The sequence below is a fragment of the Klebsiella sp. 141240 genome (genome assembly GCF_050600805.1).
In the GTDB taxonomy this organism is placed as follows: Bacteria; Pseudomonadota; Gammaproteobacteria; order Enterobacterales; family Enterobacteriaceae; genus Klebsiella; species Klebsiella aerogenes.
On the sequence record NZ_JAQIRK010000011.1, the window covers coordinates 129,075 to 148,854 of the forward strand.

Genomic DNA, 19,780 nt, shown 5'->3' on the forward strand with positions numbered 1-19,780 from the left:
CGGGAGTCACAATGCAACAGCCACGGATTTGGTTAGTTGAGGATGAACGGAGTATCGCCGATACCCTTGTTTACATGCTGCAACAGGAAGGATTTGACGTGACCGTCTTCGAGCGCGGGTTGCCCGCGCTTGATGCGGCGCTGCATCAGAGCCCGGATTTAGCGATCCTCGACGTCGGCTTGCCGGATATTAGCGGCTTTGAACTATGCCGACGACTGCTGGCGCGCCATCCGGCATTGCCGTTACTGTTTCTGACCGCACGCAGCGAAGAGGTTGATAAGCTGCTGGGGCTGGAAATTGGTGCTGACGACTACATCGCCAAACCGTTTTCGCCGCGCGAAGTCTGCGCGCGGGTGAGAACCGTGCTGCGGCGACTGCAGAAGTTTGCCGTGCCTTCGCCGGTGGTGCGCGTAGGCGAGTTTGTGTTGGATGAGCTGGCGATGGCAATTAGCTGGTGTGGCCAACCGCTGAACCTGACGCGTTACGAATTCCTGCTGTTGAAAACCCTAATCAACGCCCCCGGCCGCGTGTTCTCCCGCCAGCAGTTGATGGAGCGAGTGTGGAGCGATGCTTACGAGAGTATCGATCGCACCGTCGATACTCATATCAAGACCCTGCGCGCCAAGCTACGGGCGGTGAACCCCGATATTAACCCAATTAATACGCATCGCGGTCTGGGCTATAGCCTGGGAGGCTATTGATGCGTATCGGGATGCGCCTGCTGCTGGGGTATTTCTTGATTGTCGCCATTGCCGCGTGGTTTGTGCTCTCTATCTTCGTACAGGAAGTCAAACCGGGCGTACGTCGGGCAACGGAAGGCACGCTTAACGATACCGCAACGCTACTGGCGGCTCTGGCCCGTGAGGATCTGCTTTCGGTAAATCCACAGCAGGGGAGACTGGCGCAGGCCTTTCAGTCGCTTAATCAGCAGCCCATCAACGCCAACATCAGCGGCATTAGGAAAATGCGCAATGAGTATCGCGTCTATCTGACGGATGCGCAGGGGAAAGTGGTGTTCGATTCCAGCGGGCAGGCGGTGGGCCAGGATTATTCACGCTGGAATGACGTCTGGTTAACCCTGCGAGGCCAGTACGGCGCCCGTAGCTCGCGCAGCGACCCCGCGGATGATAATAGCTCAGTCATGTACATTGCCGCGCCGGTGATGGATAACGGCCGTATCATCGGCGTGGTGAGCGTCGGTAAACCTAATCTGGCGATGACGCCGGTGATTAAACGCAGCGAACGGCGGATCCTGTGGGCCGGTGGCGCGCTGCTGGGGATTGCTTTACTGATTGGCGGCGGGATTGTCTGGTGGATCAACTTCTCCATTGGCAAACTGGTACGTTACGCCGATTCGGTGACTGCCGATCGTCCGCTACCTCTGCCGAACGTCGGCAGTAGCGAGTTAAGCAAGCTGGCGCAGGCACTGGAGAGCATGCGCGTGAAGCTAGAAGGTAAAAACGCGATCGAAAACTATGTTTACGATCTCACCCATGAACTCAAAAGCCCGCTGGCGGCAATTCGCGGCGCGGCGGAGATCCTGCGCGAGGGGCCGCCGCCTGAGATCGCTGCGCGTTTCACCGCAAATATTCTTGCGCAGAATACGCGCATGCAGCTGTTGGTGGAAAAGTTGCTGCTGCAGGCGCGGCTGGAAAATCGGCTGGAGATAACGCCGCAGTTGGTTTCGGTTGATGCGCTTTTCCAACGTCTGGCGGAAGACCGGGACATTGCGCTGGCGGCGAAAGCCATCACCCTGCGCTGGCAGAAGAGCGGAGTAACGGTGAATGGCGATGGCGAACTACTGGCGCAGGCGTTGGGCAATCTTATCGACAATGCGATTGACTTTACCCCTCATGGCGGTGAAATCGCTCTGGTGGTGGAGATGTGCCACGAAGAAGCGCTGCTAAGCGTGACGGACAACGGTCGCGGTATTCCTGACTTTGCGCTGACGCGCGTCTTTGAACGCTTTTACTCGCTGCCGCGGGAAGACGGCCATAAGAGCAGCGGTCTGGGACTGGCGTTTGTTCGTGAGGTGGCGCGCCTGCATCAGGGCGATATCAGCCTGCGTAATCGCCCTGAAGGCGGCGTTGTCGCGACGCTACAACTTCACCGTCCCTTCACATAGCTTCAAATACACTGCACATAGCCACCCTACAGTGAACCCATCACCATTGGGAGAAGAAGGCTATGATGAAATCACCGTTATTCTGGAAAATTAGTACGCTGTTGGGCTGTATTTTGCTGTTGTCCGTACCGCTGATGATGGTCAGAGTGCTTATCGCCGAGCGCGCGGACTATCGCAGCGATGTAGTGGATGCGATAGAGCGCAGTACCAGCGGTTCACAAAAGCTGACCGGGCCGCTGGTTGCCATCCCGGTGACCGAGACGCTGACCCGCATGGAGAATCAAAAAGAGGTCGAATATCAGCGTAGTTGGATCTACTACTGGCTACCGGAATCGCTGGCGGTCAACGGCGTGCAAAATGTGGAGTCGAGAAAAGTCGGCATATACAGTGGGCAGGTCTGGCATAACGCTCTGCAAATTCAGGCGCAGTTCGATCCCGCGCGGCTTAAGGAACTGAAAAAGGCGAATACCGCTTTAGGGAAACCTTTTTTAGTGCTTAGCGTGAGCGATGCCCGCGGCATTGGCGTCATCAACGCGCCGGTAATTGATGGTACGACGCTGACCGTTGAACCAGGGGTGGGGTTGAACGGCGGCGGTATGGGCATTCATATGCCGATGCCCGCGTTAACCGCAGACAATAAACCGCTGAATATTGCATTTTCCCTCGGCCTTAACGGTACCGGCGACTTCTCCGTTGTACCGCTGGGACGTAACAGCGAGCTGCAGTTAACCAGTAACTGGCCGCATCCTGGTTTCCTTGGCAACTTCCTGCCTACGAAACGCGAAGTGAGCGCTTCGGGTTATATCGCCCACTGGCAAAGCAGTTGGTTTGCCAACAATATGGGCAACTATTTCACCGATGACACCGATATTGAGTGGTCGCGTTTACCCGCCTTTAGCGTGGAGGTGATGTCGCAGGCCGATCAATATCAGCTGACTGACCGGGCGACCAAATATGCCATCCTGCTAATCGCATTGACTTTTATGGCCTTTTTCGTCTTCGAAAGCCTGACACATCGTCGTCTGCATCCGATGCAGTATCTGCTGATAGGGTTATCGCTGGTGATGTTCTACCTGGTGTTGCTGGCGCTCTCTGAGCATATTGGCTTTACCCAAGCCTGGACAGTTGCCAGCTTGATTGGCGCGGTGATTAACGGTGTTTATTTACAGGCGGTATTGAAAGGATGGCGTAATAGCCTGCTGTTCGTAATGGCGTTACTGCTGCTGGACGGCGTGATGTGGCTGTTACTGCGCTCAGAAGATAGCGCGCTGCTGCTTGGCTCCGGGGTGTTACTGCTGGCGTTGTGCGCGCTAATGTTCCTGACTCGCCGCGTGGACTGGTACGCCTTATCACTACCGCAGAGCAAGCCGGAAAAGCCGCAAAGCAAGGATGACGACACGTTTCGTATCTGGAAGTAAAATAGCTATAAAAAAACGGCGCCAGAAGGCGCCGTTTTGCATTATGACAGCAGGAAAAGCGAAATTATTCCTGCAGATCGCCACAGAAACGGTAACCTTCACCGTGAATTGTAGCGATGATTTCCGGGGTATCCGGCGTGGATTCGAAATGCTTACGAATGCGACGAATGGTCACGTCCACGGTACGGTCATGCGGCTTCAGCTCGCGACCGGTCATTTTCTTCAGCAGCTCTGCGCGTGACTGGATTTTGCCCGGGTTTTCGCAGAAGTGCAGCATCGCGCGGAATTCACTGCGCGGCAGCTTGTACTGCTCGCCGTTTGGGCTCACCAGCGAACGGCTGTTGATATCCAGTTCCCAACCGTTGAACTTGTAGCTCTCAACGCTGCGACGCTCTTCGCTCACGGTACCGAGGTTCATGGTACGGGAGAGCAGGTTGCGGGCGCGGATAGTCAGTTCACGCGGGTTAAACGGTTTAGTGATATAGTCATCGGCGCCGATTTCGAGGCCAAGAATTTTATCAACTTCGTTGTCGCGGCCGGTAAGGAACATCAGCGCGACGTCAGCCTGTTCACGCAGTTCACGCGCGAGCAGAAGACCATTTTTACCTGGCAGGTTGATATCCATGATCACCAGGTTGATATCATTTTCAGACAGGATCTGATGCATTTCCGCGCCATCGGTCGCTTCGAATACATCATAACCTTCTGCTTCGAAAATACTTTTTAACGTGTTGCGTGTTACCAACTCGTCTTCAACGATAAGAATGTGCGGGGTCTGCATGTTTGCTACCTAAATTGCCAACTAAATCGAAACAGGAAGTACCAAAGTCCCTGACCTGCCTGGTACATGCCACAAATTAACATGTCCGGCGTAACATGACTAAAGTACGTAATTGCGTTCTTGATGCACTTTCCATCAACGTCAACAACATCATTAGCTTGGTCGTGGGTACTTTCCCTCTGGACCCGACGGTGTCAAAAACGGCTGTCATCCTAACCATTTTAACAGCAACATAACAGGCTAAGAGAGGCCGAACACCCAATAAAACTACGCTTCGTTGACATATATCAAGTTCAATTGTAGCACGTTAACAGTCTTGTGAAATCATTGCATCGATTTGCGAATTATCGTCACATTTCTTACACAGCTCAATTAGTTGCAGCTATGAATTAATAAATGCAATGAATCCAAAGTCTGTGGACGAATGAAAACTGAAATATCATTGCCAAACATATGGATAAATGCGTTCTGTTAACATACTCCGTATTGGTGTCCAATGTGAACAGTTTAGTTTTTTTTAAGAGTAATAAAGCCCATTTTTAGTGATTTTTGTTGCAAATTTGTAAATTTTCGCCGCGTAAAATGAGGGTGACCGCAGATTAGCGCCGCGTAAGAGGATAAGAGAAGCACAATGCGTTTATCGATTATTTTGGTGGCCCCCGCGAGGGCGGAAAACGTCGGCGCGGCGGCGCGGGCGATGAAAACCATGGGATTCAGCGAATTGCGGATTGTCGATAGCGAGGCGCATCTGCAGCCCGCCGCGCGCTGGGTGGCGCATGGTTCGGGAGATATTTTAGATAATATAAAAACCTACCCGACGCTTGAGCAGGCTTTGCACGATGTCGACTTTACCATCGCTACCACCGCCCGTAGCCGCGCGCGTTTTCACTACTACGCCACGCCGCAGGAGTTACTGCCGCTGCTGGAAGAAAAAGCACAATGGATGAAGCATACGGCGCTGGTCTTTGGCCGTGAGGATTCCGGATTAACTAACGATGAACTGGCGCTGGCCGATGTGCTTACCGGCGTGCCGATGGTTGCCGATTATCCCTCCCTGAATCTTGGGCAATCGGTGATGGTGTATTGCTATCAACTGAGCTTACTACAGCAGCAGAGTGCTGTTCAGACGCCTGAAACCGACGAAAAACAATTGCAGGCGCTACGCCAGCGGACGCTTTCGCTACTTGGACGGTTGGGGGTGGAGGACGACATCAAACTGGCCGACTGGCTACAGCAGCGTATTGGCCTCTTACAGCAGCGCGACACCGCCATGTTGCATCGATTGCTGCATGATATTGAAAAAAATCTACCTGAATAAAATCCTGCGATAAGTTTTTTTTATAGTTGAATATACTAATTTCAACGGCAACCGTCCGGCAATGCGGCGGAATTATCGGGGCGTTGTGGCGTAATGACGGTGTTGGCTAAAAAGTCGCCATTTTAGAAATTCGTTGACTTAAGCAGGCAGATACTTTAACCAATATAGACAGGACACAAGACAGATAAAAATACAGAGTACACAACATCCATGAATCGCATCGGCATGATTACCACCATTATCACCACCACCATTACCACAGGTAACGGTGCGGGCTGACGCGTACAGGAAACAACAGAAAAAAGCCCGCACCTGAACAGTGCGGGCTTTTTTTTTGACAAGAGATCAAGGGGTAAGAACCATGCGAGTGTTGAAGTTCGGCGGTACATCAGTGGCAAATGCAGAACGTTTTCTGCGGGTTGCCGATATCCTGGAGAGCAATGCCAGGCAGGGGCAGGTTGCGACCGTGCTGTCTGCCCCGGCGAAAATCACCAACCATCTGGTCGCGATGATTGAAAAAACCATCAGCGGTCAGGACGCTCTGACCAATATCGCCGACGCCGAACGTATCTTTGCCGACCTGCTGCAGGGGCTGGCCGACATTCAGCCTGGCTTTCCGCTCGCACAACTGAAAACTTTCGTAGACCAGGAATTCGCGCAGATTAAACACGTGCTGCACGGTATCAGTCTGTTGGGCCAGTGCCCGGATGGCGTTAACGCCTCGCTGATCTGCCGCGGTGAAAAGCTCTCTATCGCTATCATGGCGGCGCTGCTGGAAGCGCGCGGTCACAAGGTCAGCGTGATTAACCCGGTCGAAAAACTGCTGGCCGTCGGCCACTACCTTGAATCCACTGTCGATATTGCTGAATCCACTCGCCGTATCGCCGCCAGCCAAATCCCGGCAGACCACATGGTGCTGATGGCCGGCTTTACCGCCGGCAACGAAAAGGGTGAACTGGTGGTGCTGGGGCGTAATGGCTCTGATTACTCCGCTGCCGTGCTGGCCGCCTGTATGCGAGCCGACTGCTGCGAAATCTGGACCGACGTCGATGGCGTCTATACCTGCGACCCGCGTCAGGTACCGGATGCGCGGCTGCTGAAATCCATGTCGTATCAGGAAGCGATGGAACTCTCCTATTTCGGCGCGAAGGTGCTGCATCCGCGCACTATCGCCCCCATCGCCCAGTTCCAGATCCCATGCCTGATTAAAAATACCGGTAATCCGCAGGCGCCGGGGACGCTCATCGGCGCCAGCCTTGATGAAGACGGCCTGCCGGTAAAAGGGATCTCGAACCTCAACAATATGGCTATGTTCAACGTTTCCGGTCCGGGAATGAAAGGCATGGTCGGCATGGCGGCGCGCGTTTTCGCCACCATGTCTCGCGCCGGTATCTCTGTGGTGTTGATTACCCAATCTTCATCGGAATACAGCATCAGCTTCTGCGTGCCGCAAAGTGATTGCGCGCGGGCGAAGCGGGTGATGGAAGAAGAATTCTATCTCGAATTGAAAGAAGGACTGCTGGAGCCGCTGTCAATCATGGAGCGCTTGGCAATCATTTCCGTCGTGGGGGATGGGATGCGCACGCTGCGCGGCATCTCGGCGAAATTTTTCGCCGCGCTGGCGCGCGCCAATATTAATATCGTGGCGATTGCCCAGGGTTCTTCCGAGCGTTCAATCTCGGTGGTCGTCAGCAATGATGACGCGACCACTGGCGTGCGCGTCACGCATCAAATGCTGTTTAACACCGACCAGGTCATTGAAGTCTTCGTGATCGGCGTCGGCGGCGTGGGCGGCGCGTTAATCGAACAGATTAAACGCCAGCAGAGCTGGTTAAAGGGCAAGCATATCGATCTGCGCGTATGCGGCGTCGCCAATTCGCAGGCGCTGCTGACCAACGTCCATGGCTTGAATCTGGAAAACTGGCGTAGCGAACTCGCGGAAGCGAAAGAGCCCTTTAATCTGGGCCGTTTAATCCGCCTGGTGAAAGAGTATCACCTGCTGAACCCGGTTATCGTCGATTGTACCTCCAGCCAGGCGGTGGCCGATCAGTACGCTGACTTCCTGCGTGAAGGTTTCCATGTGGTGACGCCGAATAAAAAGGCCAACACCTCTTCGCTGGATTACTACCACCAGTTACGCCACGCCGCCAGCAGCTCACGACGTAAGTTTCTCTATGACACCAACGTTGGCGCGGGTCTGCCGGTCATTGAAAACCTGCAGAACCTGCTGAATGCCGGCGATGAACTGCTGCACTTCTCCGGTATCCTGTCTGGTTCGCTTTCATTCATTTTTGGTAAGCTGGATGAGGGTATGAGCCTCTCCGAAGCCACTAAACTGGCGCGCGAGATGGGCTATACCGAACCGGATCCGCGCGACGATCTTTCCGGCGTGGATGTGGCGCGCAAGCTGCTGATCCTTGCCCGCGAAACCGGGCGCGAACTGGAGCTCTCGGATATTATCGTTGAGCCTGCGCTGCCTGCCGACTTCGACGCCAGCGGCGATGTCGAAAGCTTTATGGCGCGCCTGCCGACGCTTGACGATCAATTCGCCTCGCGGGTTGCTAAAGCGCGCGACGAGGGTAAAGTCTTACGTTACGTCGGCAATATTGAAGAAGATGGCGTCTGCCGGGTGAAAATCGCTGAAGTGGACGGTAACGATCCGCTGTATAAGGTGAAAAACGGCGAGAACGCGCTGGCGTTTTACAGCCACTATTATCAGCCGCTGCCGCTGGTACTGCGCGGCTATGGTGCGGGTAACGACGTCACCGCGGCTGGCGTGTTCGCCGACCTGTTGCGTACCCTGTCATGGAAGTTAGGAGTTTAAGATGGTCAAAGTATACGCCCCGGCTTCCAGTGCCAATATGAGCGTCGGGTTTGATGTGCTGGGAGCCGCGGTGACGCCGGTCGACGGCACGTTGCTTGGGGATAACGTCTCGGTAGAGGCGGCGGCGGAGTTCAGCCTGCGTAACGTAGGCCGCTTCGCCGGCAAATTACCCTCGGCGCCGCAGGAAAATATCGTTTATCAATGCTGGGAAGCCTTTTGCCGCGAGATCGGTAAAACGGTTCCGGTGGCGATGACCCTGGAAAAAAATATGCCGATTGGCTCGGGTCTTGGCTCCAGCGCCTGTTCGGTGGTCGCCGCGCTGGTGGCGATGAACGAACACTGCGGTAAGCCGCTGAATGAAAATCGGATGCTGGCGCTGATGGGCGAGATGGAAGGGCGCATTTCCGGCAGCGTTCACTATGATAACGTGGCGCCATGCTATCTTGGCGGTATGCAACTGATGATTGAAGAGCAAGGCATCATCAGCCAGCAGATCCCGGGCTTTGATGAATGGTTGTGGGTGCTGGCCTATCCGGGCATTAAGGTCTCTACCGCCGAAGCGCGCGCGATTCTTCCGGCGCAGTATCGCCGTCAGGATTGCATCGCCCACGGTCGCCATCTGGCAGGGTTTATTCACGCCTGCTATAGCCGTCAGCCGCAGCTGGCGGCAAAGTTAATGAAAGATGTTATTGCCGAACCGTACCGTACCAAACTGCTGCCGGGCTTCAGCGAAGCGCGTCAGGCGGCGATGGAAATCGGCGCGCAGGCTTGCGGTATTTCCGGCTCCGGCCCGACGCTGTTCGCGTTGTGCGATAAACCGGACACCGCGCAGCGCGTCGCCGACTGGCTGGCCGCGCATTATCTGCAAAATCAGGAAGGCTTCGTTCATATTTGCCGGCTGGACACGGCGGGCGCTCGAGTAGTGGGATAAGTGATGAAACTGTATAACTTAAAAGATCATAACGAACAGGTCAGCTTTGCGCAGGCCGTGACGCAAGGGCTTGGCAAACAACAGGGGCTGTTCTTTCCGCACGATCTGCCGGAATTCAACCTGACTGAAATCGACGAAATGCTGGAACAGGATTTCGTGACCCGCAGCGCGAAAATCCTGTCGGCCTTTATTGGCGACGAGATCCCGCAGAATGAACTGCAATCCCGCGTTGCCGCGGCGTTCGCCTTCCCGGCGCCGGTCACTCAAGTACAGGATGATATCGGCTGTCTGGAGCTGTTCCACGGCCCAACGCTGGCGTTTAAAGACTTTGGCGGCCGTTTTATGGCCCAGATGCTGACGCATATTGCGGGCGATAAGCCGGTGACGATTCTGACCGCTACCTCCGGCGACACCGGCGCTGCCGTGGCGCACGCCTTCTACGGTCTGCCAAACGTCAAAGTGGTGATTCTCTACCCGCGCGGTAAGATCAGCCCGCTGCAGGAGAAGCTGTTCTGTACCCTGGGCGGCAACATTGAAACCGTGGCGATTGACGGCGATTTCGACGCCTGTCAGGCGCTGGTTAAGCAGGCGTTTGATGATGAAGAGCTGAAGGTCGCGCTCGGTCTCAACTCCGCCAACTCTATTAACATCAGCCGCTTGTTGGCGCAGATCTGCTACTACTTCGAGGCGGTCGCGCAGCTGCCGCAGGAAGCCCGTAATCAGCTGGTGGTGTCGGTGCCAAGCGGCAACTTCGGCGATCTTACCGCCGGCCTGCTGGCGAAATCGCTGGGGCTGCCGATTAAGCGTTTTATTGCCGCTACCAACGCCAATGACACCGTGCCGCGCTTCCTGCAGGATGGCAACTGGGCGCCGAAGGCGACGCAGGCGACCCTGTCTAACGCGATGGACGTCAGCCAACCGAACAACTGGCCGCGCGTGGAAGAGCTGTTCCGCCGCAAAATCTGGCGTCTTAATGAGCTGGGATACGCCGCGGTTGATGATGAAACCACCAAAGCAACCATGCGTGAACTGAAGTCCATCGGCTACACCTCTGAACCGCATGCGGCAATTGCTTATCGCGCGTTGCGCGACCAGCTGCAGCCGGGCGAGTACGGGTTGTTCCTTGGTACCGCGCATCCGGCTAAATTCAAAGAGAGCGTAGAAGAGATTCTGCAGGAGACGCTGCCGTTGCCGAAAGAACTGGCCGACCGCGCCGACCTGCCGCTGCTGTCGCATAATCTACCGGCCGATTTCGCCGCGCTGCGTAAGCTGATGATGGGCTAGTATTGCTATTCTACCGTTCGTTGAACCGGGCTCCGCGCCCGGTTTTTTTACGCCCGAAAATGGAGAAATTGTGTATAACCGACCAATAAATGCGGAAGAGAATAAATTCGGATTGCGGAGAATAAACAGGATAGTTTTGCGGGGTTAATATTTCGTTATCGACCCATAATGGGGGCGAATAGAAGAGGTTACTTATGACGATGCTGAAACCTGTTTTGCTGGCGCTTTCTCTGCTGCTGGTCGCTCCTGCGTTGGTTCATGCAGATGAAATTACCCTGATCCCGGCGGTGAAGCTGCAAATCGGCGACCGGGATGATTATGGCCGCTACTGGGACGGCGATCGCTGGCGCGATCATGGCTGGTGGGCGAGCCATTATGACTGGCGCGACGATCGCTGGCGCCCGCATGATGATTATCGCCGCCACGATCGCGATCGCGATGACGATGACGATCAAGGCCATCATGGTCATGGCCACGAGCGGCATCACCACGACGACTAATCGTTCTTGCCCCCGGCGTCAGGCTGGGGGCATTCAGGCTTACTGCTCGTGGCGTTTAAACACCAGTTCACCTTTCTCCGATGCCTGCGCATCAAAGAAATAGCCTTCGCTATCAAACTTCTGCAGCTGTTCCGGACGGGTTAAACGATTTTCTATGATGTAGCGGCTCATCAGGCCGCGCGCTTTTTTGGCATAGAAGCTGATCACCTTGAATTTGCCGTTTTTCTCATCGAGGAATACCGGCTTAATCAACTGTCCCTGCAATTTCTTCGGTTTTACCGATTTAAAATACTCATCGGATGCCAGATTGATAATGATATCGTCGCCCTGCGCCTGCAGCGCCTGATTGATCTTATCGGTAATGACATCGCCCCAGAAATGATACAAATCCTTGCCCTGCGAATTTTCCAGCTTAATGCCCATCTCCAGACGGTAGGGCTGCATCAAATCCAGCGGGCGCAATACGCCGTAAAGTCCGGAAAGCATACGCAGATGCTGCTGGGCGAAATCGAAATCCGCTTCGCTAAAGTTTTCGGCCTGCAGGCCGGTATAGACGTCGCCTTTGAACGCCAGTATCGCCTGACGGGCATTCTGCGGGGTAAAGTCCGGATGCCAGTCGTGAAAACGGGTGGCATTGAGGTCGGCCAGCTTATCGCTGATGCTCATCAGCTTACCGATTTGCGGCGCCGTCAGCTGACGGGCGATACCGATAAGCTGTTGAGAATACTCCAGGAGTTCGGGCTGGGTATAGCGAGTCGTTGCCAGCGGGCTTTGATAATCGAGCGTTTTTGCAGGTGAAATCAGAATCAGCATATCCAGTCCTTGCAGGGAATTTCGACGAATTTTAACAAAAAAAGCGCATGGTGGGATCGATTGCTGCGATTACCGCGCTATTCGCGCGGTATCTCATCCCAGGCGCCGGGCGCCAGATGTTGCTGAATTTCCGGATAGCGAGCGGGATCGAAGACCGGCTGCACGCCGAGTTTACGCTGGCGCAGATAATCGCTGGCGAGGATGCGTACCGTTGGCGAAAGCAGCAAAATCGCCGTTAAGTTAGTGATGGCCATTAACGCCATAATAATATCCGCCAGCTGCCAGACCACCGGCAAACTCACCAGGGTGCCTGCCATCACCATTAATACGGTGATAACCCGGAGCGTCCAGATATGCAGCGGCTTATTGAGCCGCAGGAAGATCAGATTATTTTCGGCATAAATATAATTGGCGACAATCGAACTGAAAGCGAAAAGCAGCAGCACCGTGGCGACCAGACCCGGCCCCCAGCTACCAATGAGATCGCCCATCGCGTGCTGCATGGTTTGAATACCGCTGACCACATTATCGCGGTTTTCGCGCGGCGCCAGCAGGATAATTACCGCGCTGGCCGTACAGATAACAATGGTATCTATAAAGACGCCAATCATCTGTACAATGCCCTGCGCCGCCGGATGCGGAGGCCATGAGGCCGCGGCTGCGGCGGCGTTTGGCGTTGAACCCATCCCCGCTTCGTTGGAAAACATCCCGCGCTGAAACCCGCCGGTAAGCGCCTGGCTAATGGTATAGCCCACCGCGCCCGCCGCCGCTTCCTGCCAGCCGAAAGCGCAGCGGAAGATGGTTTCAAAAACCGCCGGCAGGGCAGCGAAGTGCCAGAGGCCAATCAACAGGCTGGCGCCGACCCACAGCAGGGCCATCAGCGGGACAAACCACTGCATCAATCGCGCCACGCCGCGTAAACCGCGGACGATAATCAACAGCGTCGCGGCTGCCAGCGCGGCGCCGACGGCGACCATCGGTAAATCGAAAGCATAGGCCATAGCGTGCGCCACCGAGTTAGCCTGCACGGTATTGAAGATAACCCCATAGGCCAGCAGCAGCAGGATCGAGAAGACCACGCCCATCCAGCGCATCTCAAGTCCGCGGGCCATATACCACGCCGGGCCGCCGCGGAACTGGCCTGCGCTATCGCGCTCTTTGTACAGCTGGGCAAGCGAGCATTCGGCGAAGCTACTGGCCATGCCGAGTAGTGCGGAGACCCACATCCAGAACACGGCGCCGGGGCCGCCAGCGGCAATCGCTAACGCCACGCCCGCCAGGTTACCGCTGCCGACGCGAGCCGCCAGACTGGTGCACAGCGCCTGAAAAGACGTTAATCCGCCGGGCTGCGGACGAAGGCTTTTTTTAAGACTTTTGCCAAACTGGCGAATATAACGGAACTGAATAAACTCCGTTCGCCAGGTGAACCAAATACCGGCGCCCAGTAACAGATAAATCATTACCGAGCCCCAGAGTATTTCATTGATAAACGAGAGAAAATCAGGCATTAAACGTCCTCTTGTCCATGCCGGCGCGCGGTGTAAGCGCTACCACTCCGGTGACAATCCTTTAGCATTCAGATAATTAATATGTCGAGTTTATCACACTCTGCGCTCTTGCATTGTCGGCGGTTGCGCTGACCCTATGGCGTGTTATCATCTTGGCAGACCGGTTACATCCCCTTAACTGCTGTTTAAGAGAAACACTATCATGACGGATAAATTGACTTCTCTGCGTCAGTACACCACTGTCGTAGCTGACACCGGAGATATCGCGGCAATGAAGCTGTATCAGCCTCAGGATGCCACCACCAACCCTTCTTTGATCCTCGGCGCGGCTCAGATCCCTGAGTACCGTAAGCTGATTGACGACGCTGTTGCCTGGGCTCGCGGCCAGAGCAGCGATCGCGCGCAGCAGATTATCGATGCTTCCGACAAACTGGCGGTGAACATCGGTCTCGAAATCCTTAAACTGATCCCGGGCCGTATTTCTACCGAAGTTGATGCCCGTCTGTCCTACGACACCGACGCCTCTATCGCGAAAGCGAAACGCCTGATCAAACTGTATAACGATGCCGGTATCGGCAACGATCGTATCCTGATCAAACTGGCTTCGACCTGGCAGGGCATTCGCGCCGCTGAGCAGCTGGAAAAAGAAGGCATCAACTGTAACCTGACCCTGCTGTTCTCCTTCGCTCAGGCTCGCGCTTGCGCTGAAGCGGGCGTCTTCCTGATTTCTCCGTTCGTTGGTCGTATCCTCGACTGGTACAAAGCGAACACGGATAAGAAAGAGTACGCGCCGGCAGAAGATCCGGGCGTGGTTTCCGTTAGCGAAATCTACGAGTACTACAAGCAGCACGGTTATGAAACCGTCGTGATGGGCGCAAGCTTCCGTAACGTTGGCGAAATCCTTGAGCTGGCCGGTTGCGACCGTCTGACCATCGCCCCTGCGCTGCTGAAAGAGCTGGCAGAAAGCGAAGGCGCTGTCGAACGTAAACTGGCGTTCAGCGGCGAAGTCAAAGCGCGTCCGGAACGCATTACTGAATCCCAGTTCCTGTGGCAGCACAACCAGGATCCGATGGCGGTAGACAAACTGGCGGAAGGTATCCGTAAGTTTGCCATCGACCAGGAAAAACTGGAAAAAATGATCGGCGACCTGCTGTAATCATCCCAGCGTGACCGGGCTACCGGTCACGCTACTTCTTTTGAATCCTGTCTGTAATTCTCTCCAGCGTGTATCATTCCGCTTAATTGCACTATTTGAACGGAATGAATATGAATAAATTACGCATCGGCTTAGTTTCTATTTCTGACCGCGCCTCCAGCGGCGTTTACCAGGACAAAGGTATTCCTGCGTTGGAAGAGTGGCTGTCGCGTGCGCTGACAACGCCCTTTGAACTACAGACACGCCTGATCCCTGATGAACAGCCCATCATTGAACAAACGCTGTGCGAGCTGGTTGACGAGATGGGCTGTCATCTGGTGTTAACCACCGGCGGCACCGGCCCGGCGCGCCGTGATGTGACTCCGGACGCAACTTTAGCGATTGCCGATCGCGTCATGCCCGGTTTCGGCGAGCAAATGCGTCAGGTTAGCCTACACTTTGTGCCGACGGCTATCCTATCCCGGCAGGTTGGCGTCATCCGCAAGCAGGCGCTGATCCTTAACCTGCCTGGCCAACCGAAAGCGATTCAGGAGACTCTTGAAGGAGTTAAAGACGCGGAAGGTAAGGTGCTGGTGCATGGTGTTTTTGCAAGTGTACCTTATTGTGTACAGTTGCTTGAGGGGCCGTATGTGGAGACGGAAGCCAGCGTTGTAGCAGCTTTTCGCCCGAAAAGCGCACGACGTGAAACTTTATCCTGAATTTAATGCATTGCTGATATAACCTGCATTGCCGGTGGTGTGCTGTTTTATTTACGGTATAGTGTTTTTTACTTTACATATTGCGTAATATTACTGCGGACGAAGCGCCAGTTATGTCACAACACACCCGAGCACTGAATCGACAGGATTATAAAACTCTGACGCTGGCCGCCCTCGGCGGGGCGCTGGAGTTTTATGACTTCATTATCTTTGTCTTCTTCGCCGCCGTCGTCGGCGAACTGTTCTTCCCCGCCGATATTCCGGAATGGCTACGTCAGGTACAGACCTTCGGTATTTTCGCCGCGGGTTATCTGGCGCGTCCTCTTGGCGGCATTATCATGGCCCATTTTGGCGACCTGGTCGGCCGCAAGAAAATGTTTACGCTTAGCATTCTGCTCATGGCGCTGCCGACGCTGGCGATCGGTCTGCTGCCGACTTATGCCTCTATGGGCATCGTTGCGCCGCTGCTATTACTGCTCATGCGTATTTTACAAGGGGCGGCGATTGGCGGCGAAGTGCCGGGCGCCTGGGTCTTTGTAGCCGAACATGTCCCGGAAAAACGCATCGGTATCGCCTGCGGCACCCTGACCGCGGGGTTGACCGTTGGGATCCTGTTAGGTTCGGTGGTGGCGACGCTTATCAACACCAGCATGACGCCGCAGGGTATCCACGACGGCGGCTGGCGTATTCCTTTCCTGCTGGGCGGCGTTTTTGGCCTGGTGGCGATGTACCTGCGTCGTTGGCTACAGGAGACGCCGATATTTCTTGAGATGCAACAGCGCAAAGCGCTGGCGCAGGAGTTGCCGGTGAAGGCGGTGGCGCTTAAGCACCAGAAGGCCGTCATCGTTTCGATGTTGCTCACCTGGCTGCTTTCCGCCGGCGTGGTGGTAGTGATCCTGATGTCGCCGGTCTGGCTGCAAAAACATTATGGCTTTGCGCCGGCGATTACCCTGCAGGCCAATAGCATCGCCACGATTATGCTGTGTATCGGCTGTTTACTCGCCGGTCTGGCGGCAGACCGATTCGGCGCCAGCCGCACTTTTATTGTCGGTAGTCTGCTGTTGGCGGCCGCCAGTTGGGCCTTTTACCACCTTTCCGGCGCCAGCCCGCAGCGGCTGTTCCTGCTGTATGGCACGGTTGGATTGTGCGTCGGCGTGGTGGGGGCGGTACCTTACGTAATGGTGCGCGCCTTCCCGGCGGAAGTGCGTTTCACCGGCATCTCGTTTTCCTACAATCTGTCATACGCCATTTTCGGCGGCCTGACGCCGATTGCCGTCACCATGTTGATGGGGGTCTCGCCGATGGCGCCGGCCTGGTACGTACTGGCGCTGTCTCTGATGGGGCTGGGTTTAGGTATTTGGCTGCGTCAGGGGTTGACGACGCAGGCGGTTTTACCGCAAGGAGAACTGCAGCGTTAAATTTAACGCCGCCGCCCGGTTTGCGGGCGGCGGCAGGCCATTAGCGTGGTTCGCCAATCGGCAGAACGGTGCGCCCGAACTGCTCGTTCAACACTTCACCCATCGCCAGGTAAATAGCGCTCGCGCCGCATACCAGGCCAATCCAGCCGGCAATTTTAACAATGCCTTCGTTATCGACCAGGTGGCCAATCGCCAGCAGCGCGAACAGCACCGTCAGGCTCAGGAAGACGAACTGCAGCATGCGCGCGGCTTTCAGCGTGCCGAAGAACATGAACAACGTAAAGATACCCCACAGGCCAAGATACATGCCCAGGAAATGCGGGTTCGGCGCATCAGCCAGACCCATTTTCGGCATCAGGAGGATCGCGACCAACGTCAGCCAGAAGGAGCCGTAGGACGTAAAAGCGGTTAAACCAAAGGTGTTGCCTTTTTTATACTCGAGCAGGCCGGCAAAAATTTGCGCAATGCCGCCGTAAAAAATGCCCATCGCCAGGATAGCTACATCGAATGCGAAAAGGCCGCTATTCGCCAGGTTAAGCAGAATAGTGGTCATGCCAAAGCCCATAAGGCCCAGCGGTGCCGGATTAGCCAACTTAGTGTTGCCCATAATTCCTCAAAATAATGATTAGAAAGGGAAGCATTACCCCGCCACTTGCGGTGGGGCGCGGCATAATAATGAGGCGCGTGGTTACTGTCTATGATCTGGCGGGGTATTTTTCAGCAATTTACCTTACGCCGCGATAATCGCGAACTCTTCGCCGAACATGTGCGATATCCGATGAATATGTTCTTATTTACTATTTATGTTTTGTATGAGTTATGGCGACTATTTTGCCCGGCTGGCGTGTTGTTTACTCTCGCGTCTGTGTTTTGCCATAAAAATTTTTTTTGGCTTGCCCCTTGATGAAAACCAGGGCGACCCCATCTTGTAGTCAACCGCAGTGAAGAACCTGAAAAAAAATGATGTCAGGGCAGTTGAAACCGCACGTTTCGCCCTTATTACAGGTTCACAACCACATGTTGATCGAATTTTTAGTGGAGACGTTTAGATGGGTAAAATTATTGGTATCGACCTGGGTACTACCAACTCTTGTGTAGCGATTATGGATGGCACTACCGCTCGCGTGCTGGAGAACGCCGAAGGCGATCGCACCACGCCTTCTATTATTGCCTATACCCAGGATGGTGAAACTCTGGTTGGTCAGCCGGCTAAACGTCAGGCAGTGACAAACCCGCAAAACACCCTGTTTGCGATTAAACGCCTGATTGGTCGCCGCTTCCAGGATGAAGAAGTTCAGCGTGACGTTTCCATCATGCCGTACAAAATCGTTGCCGCAGATAATGGCGACGCCTGGCTTGATGTGAAAGGCACCAAAACCGCACCGCCGCAGATTTCTGCTGAAGTGCTGAAGAAAATGAAGAAAACCGCTGAAGATTACCTGGGTGAGCCGGTAACTGAAGCTGTTATCACCGTACCTGCGTACTTCAACGATGCTCAGCGTCAGGCAACCAAAGATGCCGGCCGTATCGCGGGTCTGGAAGTCAAACGTATCATCAACGAACCAACTGCCGCTGCGCTGGCTTACGGTCTGGATAAAGAAGTCGGCAACCGTACTATCGCGGTATACGACCTCGGTGGCGGTACCTTCGATATCTCTATTATCGAAATCGACGAAGTTGACGGCGAAAAAACCTTCGAAGTTCTGGCAACCAACGGTGATACCCACCTGGGTGGTGAAGACTTCGATACTCGTCTGATCAACTACCTCGTTGACGAGTTTAAGAAAGAGCAGGGCATTGACCTGCGCAACGACCCGCTGGCGATGCAGCGTCTGAAAGAAGCCGCAGAAAAAGCGAAAATTGAGCTGTCTTCCGCTCAGCAGACCGACGTTAACCTGCCGTATATCACCGCAGACGCGACCGGTCCGAAACACATGAACATTAAAGTGACTCGCGCGAAACTGGAAAGCCTGGTTGAAGATCTGGTTAACCGTTCCATCGAGCCGCTGAAAGTTGCCCTGCAGGATGCCGGTCTGTCCGTTTCCGATATCAACGACGTGATCCTCGTTGGTGGTCAGACTCGTATGCCGATGGTGCAGAAGAAAGTTGCTGAGTTCTTTGGTAAAGAACCGCGTAAAGACGTTAACCCGGATGAAGCTGTGGCTATCGGCGCAGCGGTTCAGGGTGGTGTACTGACTGGTGAAGTTAAAGACGTTCTGCTGCTGGACGTTACCCCGCTGTCGCTGGGTATCGAAACCATGGGCGGCGTGATGACCGCGCTTATCAGCAAAAACACCACGATCCCGACCAAGCACAGCCAGGTGTTCTCTACTGCGGAAGACAACCAGTCCGCGGTAACCATCCATGTGCTGCAGGGTGAGCGTAAACGCGCTTCTGATAACAAATCTCTGGGTCAGTTCAACCTGGATGGTATTAACCCAGCGCCGCGCGGTATGCCGCAGATCGAAGTAACCTTCGATATCGATGCTGACGGTATCCTGCACGTTTCCGCGAAAGATAAAAATAGCGGTAAAGAGCAGAAGATCACCATCAAGGCTTCTTCCGGTCTGAATGAAGAAGAAATTCAGAAAATGGTTCGCGAAGCGGAAGCTAACGCTGAATCTGACCGTAAGTTCGAAGAGCTGGTTCAGACCCGTAACCAGGGCGACCATCTGCTGCACAGCACTCGTAAGCAGGTTGAAGAAGCAGGCGACAAACTGCCGGCTGATGACAAAACTGCAATCGAGTCTGCGCTGACCGCACTGGAAGCTTCCCTGAAAGGTGAAGACAAAGCGGACATCGAAGCGAAGATGCAGGCGTTGGCCCAGGCTTCCCAGAAGCTGATGGAAATCGCTCAGCAGCAACACGCTCAGCAGCAGGCTGGCGGCGCTGACGCTCAAGAGAACAGCGCGAAGGACGACGATGTTGTCGACGCTGAGTTCGAAGAAGTGAAAGACAAAAAATAATCGCCCTTTGAACGGGTAAAACACTGGCACGGGCGAAGAG

Annotated in this window: 18 protein-coding genes and 1 other annotated feature; of the genes, 14 read left to right on the forward strand and 4 right to left on the reverse strand. The window is 54.7% G+C overall.

Annotated features, from left to right (window positions below; translation table 11 throughout):
* Nucleotides 1–11: 11 nt before the first annotated feature.
* From creB to creD, 3 genes are all read left to right on the forward strand, one after another.
* Nucleotides 12–701, forward strand: coding sequence for a two-component system response regulator CreB (gene creB / locus PGQ95_RS18735; protein WP_213317874.1), 690 nt, complete (start codon nucleotides 12–14; stop codon nucleotides 699–701).
* Nucleotides 701–2,125, forward strand: a complete 1,425-nt coding sequence (gene creC, locus PGQ95_RS18740; protein ID WP_430919002.1) for a two-component system sensor histidine kinase CreC — start codon at nucleotides 701–703, stop codon at nucleotides 2,123–2,125. The genes creB and creC overlap by 1 nt, the downstream gene beginning before the upstream one ends.
* Before the next feature lie 62 nt (nucleotides 2,126–2,187).
* A complete protein-coding gene (creD, locus tag PGQ95_RS18745) occupies nucleotides 2,188–3,543 on the forward strand; it encodes a cell envelope integrity protein CreD (protein ID WP_271031583.1) in 1,356 nt (451 codons plus the stop codon).
* Between the two features lie 64 nt (nucleotides 3,544–3,607).
* Here the strand turns inward: creD and arcA are convergent, their stop codons facing one another.
* Nucleotides 3,608–4,324, reverse strand: coding sequence for a two-component system response regulator ArcA (arcA, locus tag PGQ95_RS18750; RefSeq protein WP_002887843.1), 717 nt, complete (start codon nucleotides 4,322–4,324; stop codon nucleotides 3,608–3,610).
* Nucleotides 4,325–4,419: 95 nt separating this feature from the next.
* Here arcA and yjjY point away from each other — a divergent pair, with 95 nt between their 5' ends.
* From yjjY to PGQ95_RS18785, 7 genes are all read left to right on the forward strand, one after another.
* The gene (gene yjjY / locus PGQ95_RS18755; protein ID WP_001541509.1) at nucleotides 4,420–4,560 is read left to right on the forward strand and encodes a protein YjjY; all 141 of its coding nucleotides are present in this window, start codon (nucleotides 4,420–4,422) and stop codon (nucleotides 4,558–4,560) included.
* Between the two features lie 395 nt (nucleotides 4,561–4,955).
* Nucleotides 4,956–5,642: a tRNA/rRNA methyltransferase gene (locus tag PGQ95_RS18760; protein ID WP_430919004.1), complete on the forward strand. Its 687-nt coding sequence runs from the start codon at nucleotides 4,956–4,958 to the stop codon at nucleotides 5,640–5,642.
* A 210-nt stretch (nucleotides 5,643–5,852) separates the two neighbouring features.
* Nucleotides 5,853–5,921 (forward strand): thr operon leader peptide, encoded by a 69-nt coding sequence (gene thrL, locus PGQ95_RS18765; RefSeq protein WP_004222578.1) that lies wholly within the window; start codon nucleotides 5,853–5,855, stop codon nucleotides 5,919–5,921.
* Nucleotides 5,860–5,978 (forward strand) — a sequence feature (Thr leader region). Its footprint overlaps the gene before it by 62 nt.
* Nucleotides 5,979–6,003: 25 nt before the next feature.
* A complete protein-coding gene (gene thrA, locus PGQ95_RS18770) occupies nucleotides 6,004–8,466 on the forward strand; it encodes a bifunctional aspartate kinase/homoserine dehydrogenase I (protein WP_087858203.1) in 2,463 nt (820 codons plus the stop codon).
* 1 nt (nucleotide 8,467) lies between these two features.
* Nucleotides 8,468–9,397 carry a homoserine kinase gene (gene thrB, locus PGQ95_RS18775; protein ID WP_020079659.1) on the forward strand — a complete coding sequence of 310 codons (930 nt, stop codon included), beginning with the start codon at nucleotides 8,468–8,470 and terminating at the stop codon, nucleotides 9,395–9,397.
* 3 nt (nucleotides 9,398–9,400) lie between these two features.
* Nucleotides 9,401–10,681: a threonine synthase gene (gene thrC, locus PGQ95_RS18780; RefSeq protein ID WP_113374560.1), complete on the forward strand. Its 1,281-nt coding sequence runs from the start codon at nucleotides 9,401–9,403 to the stop codon at nucleotides 10,679–10,681.
* A 194-nt stretch (nucleotides 10,682–10,875) separates the two neighbouring features.
* Entirely contained in the window at nucleotides 10,876–11,181 is a 306-nt protein-coding gene (locus tag PGQ95_RS18785; protein WP_316425163.1) for a DUF2502 domain-containing protein, read from the forward strand.
* A 39-nt stretch (nucleotides 11,182–11,220) separates the two neighbouring features.
* On the opposite strand, the gene yaaA is transcribed toward PGQ95_RS18785, so the two are convergent.
* Together yaaA and PGQ95_RS18795 are read right to left on the reverse strand one after the other, a co-directional pair.
* Nucleotides 11,221–11,994: a peroxide stress protein YaaA gene (gene yaaA / locus PGQ95_RS18790; RefSeq protein WP_316425164.1), complete on the reverse strand. Its 774-nt coding sequence runs from the start codon at nucleotides 11,992–11,994 to the stop codon at nucleotides 11,221–11,223.
* A 77-nt stretch (nucleotides 11,995–12,071) separates the two neighbouring features.
* Nucleotides 12,072–13,502 carry an alanine/glycine:cation symporter family protein gene (locus PGQ95_RS18795; protein WP_087858198.1) on the reverse strand — a complete coding sequence of 477 codons (1,431 nt, stop codon included), beginning with the start codon at nucleotides 13,500–13,502 and terminating at the stop codon, nucleotides 12,072–12,074.
* A 202-nt stretch (nucleotides 13,503–13,704) separates the two neighbouring features.
* On the opposite strand from PGQ95_RS18795, the gene tal reads away from it, so the two are divergent.
* From tal to PGQ95_RS18810, 3 genes are all read left to right on the forward strand, one after another.
* Entirely contained in the window at nucleotides 13,705–14,658 is a 954-nt protein-coding gene (gene tal, locus PGQ95_RS18800; protein WP_015368356.1) for a transaldolase, read from the forward strand.
* 110 nt (nucleotides 14,659–14,768) lie between these two features.
* Nucleotides 14,769–15,356, forward strand: a complete 588-nt coding sequence (mog, locus tag PGQ95_RS18805) for a molybdopterin adenylyltransferase (protein WP_047078005.1) — start codon at nucleotides 14,769–14,771, stop codon at nucleotides 15,354–15,356.
* A gap of 113 nt (nucleotides 15,357–15,469) precedes the next feature.
* Nucleotides 15,470–16,774, forward strand: a complete 1,305-nt coding sequence (locus tag PGQ95_RS18810; protein ID WP_087858197.1) for an MFS transporter — start codon at nucleotides 15,470–15,472, stop codon at nucleotides 16,772–16,774.
* Nucleotides 16,775–16,814: 40 nt separating this feature from the next.
* Here PGQ95_RS18810 and satP read toward each other — a convergent pair whose 3' ends face one another.
* Entirely contained in the window at nucleotides 16,815–17,381 is a 567-nt protein-coding gene (satP, locus tag PGQ95_RS18815; RefSeq protein ID WP_045395854.1) for an acetate uptake transporter, read from the reverse strand.
* 442 nt (nucleotides 17,382–17,823) lie between these two features.
* On the opposite strand from satP, the gene dnaK reads away from it, so the two are divergent.
* Nucleotides 17,824–19,740 (forward strand): molecular chaperone DnaK, encoded by a 1,917-nt coding sequence (dnaK, locus tag PGQ95_RS18820; protein WP_045395850.1) that lies wholly within the window; start codon nucleotides 17,824–17,826, stop codon nucleotides 19,738–19,740.
* The last annotated feature ends 40 nt before the right edge of the window (nucleotides 19,741–19,780 follow it).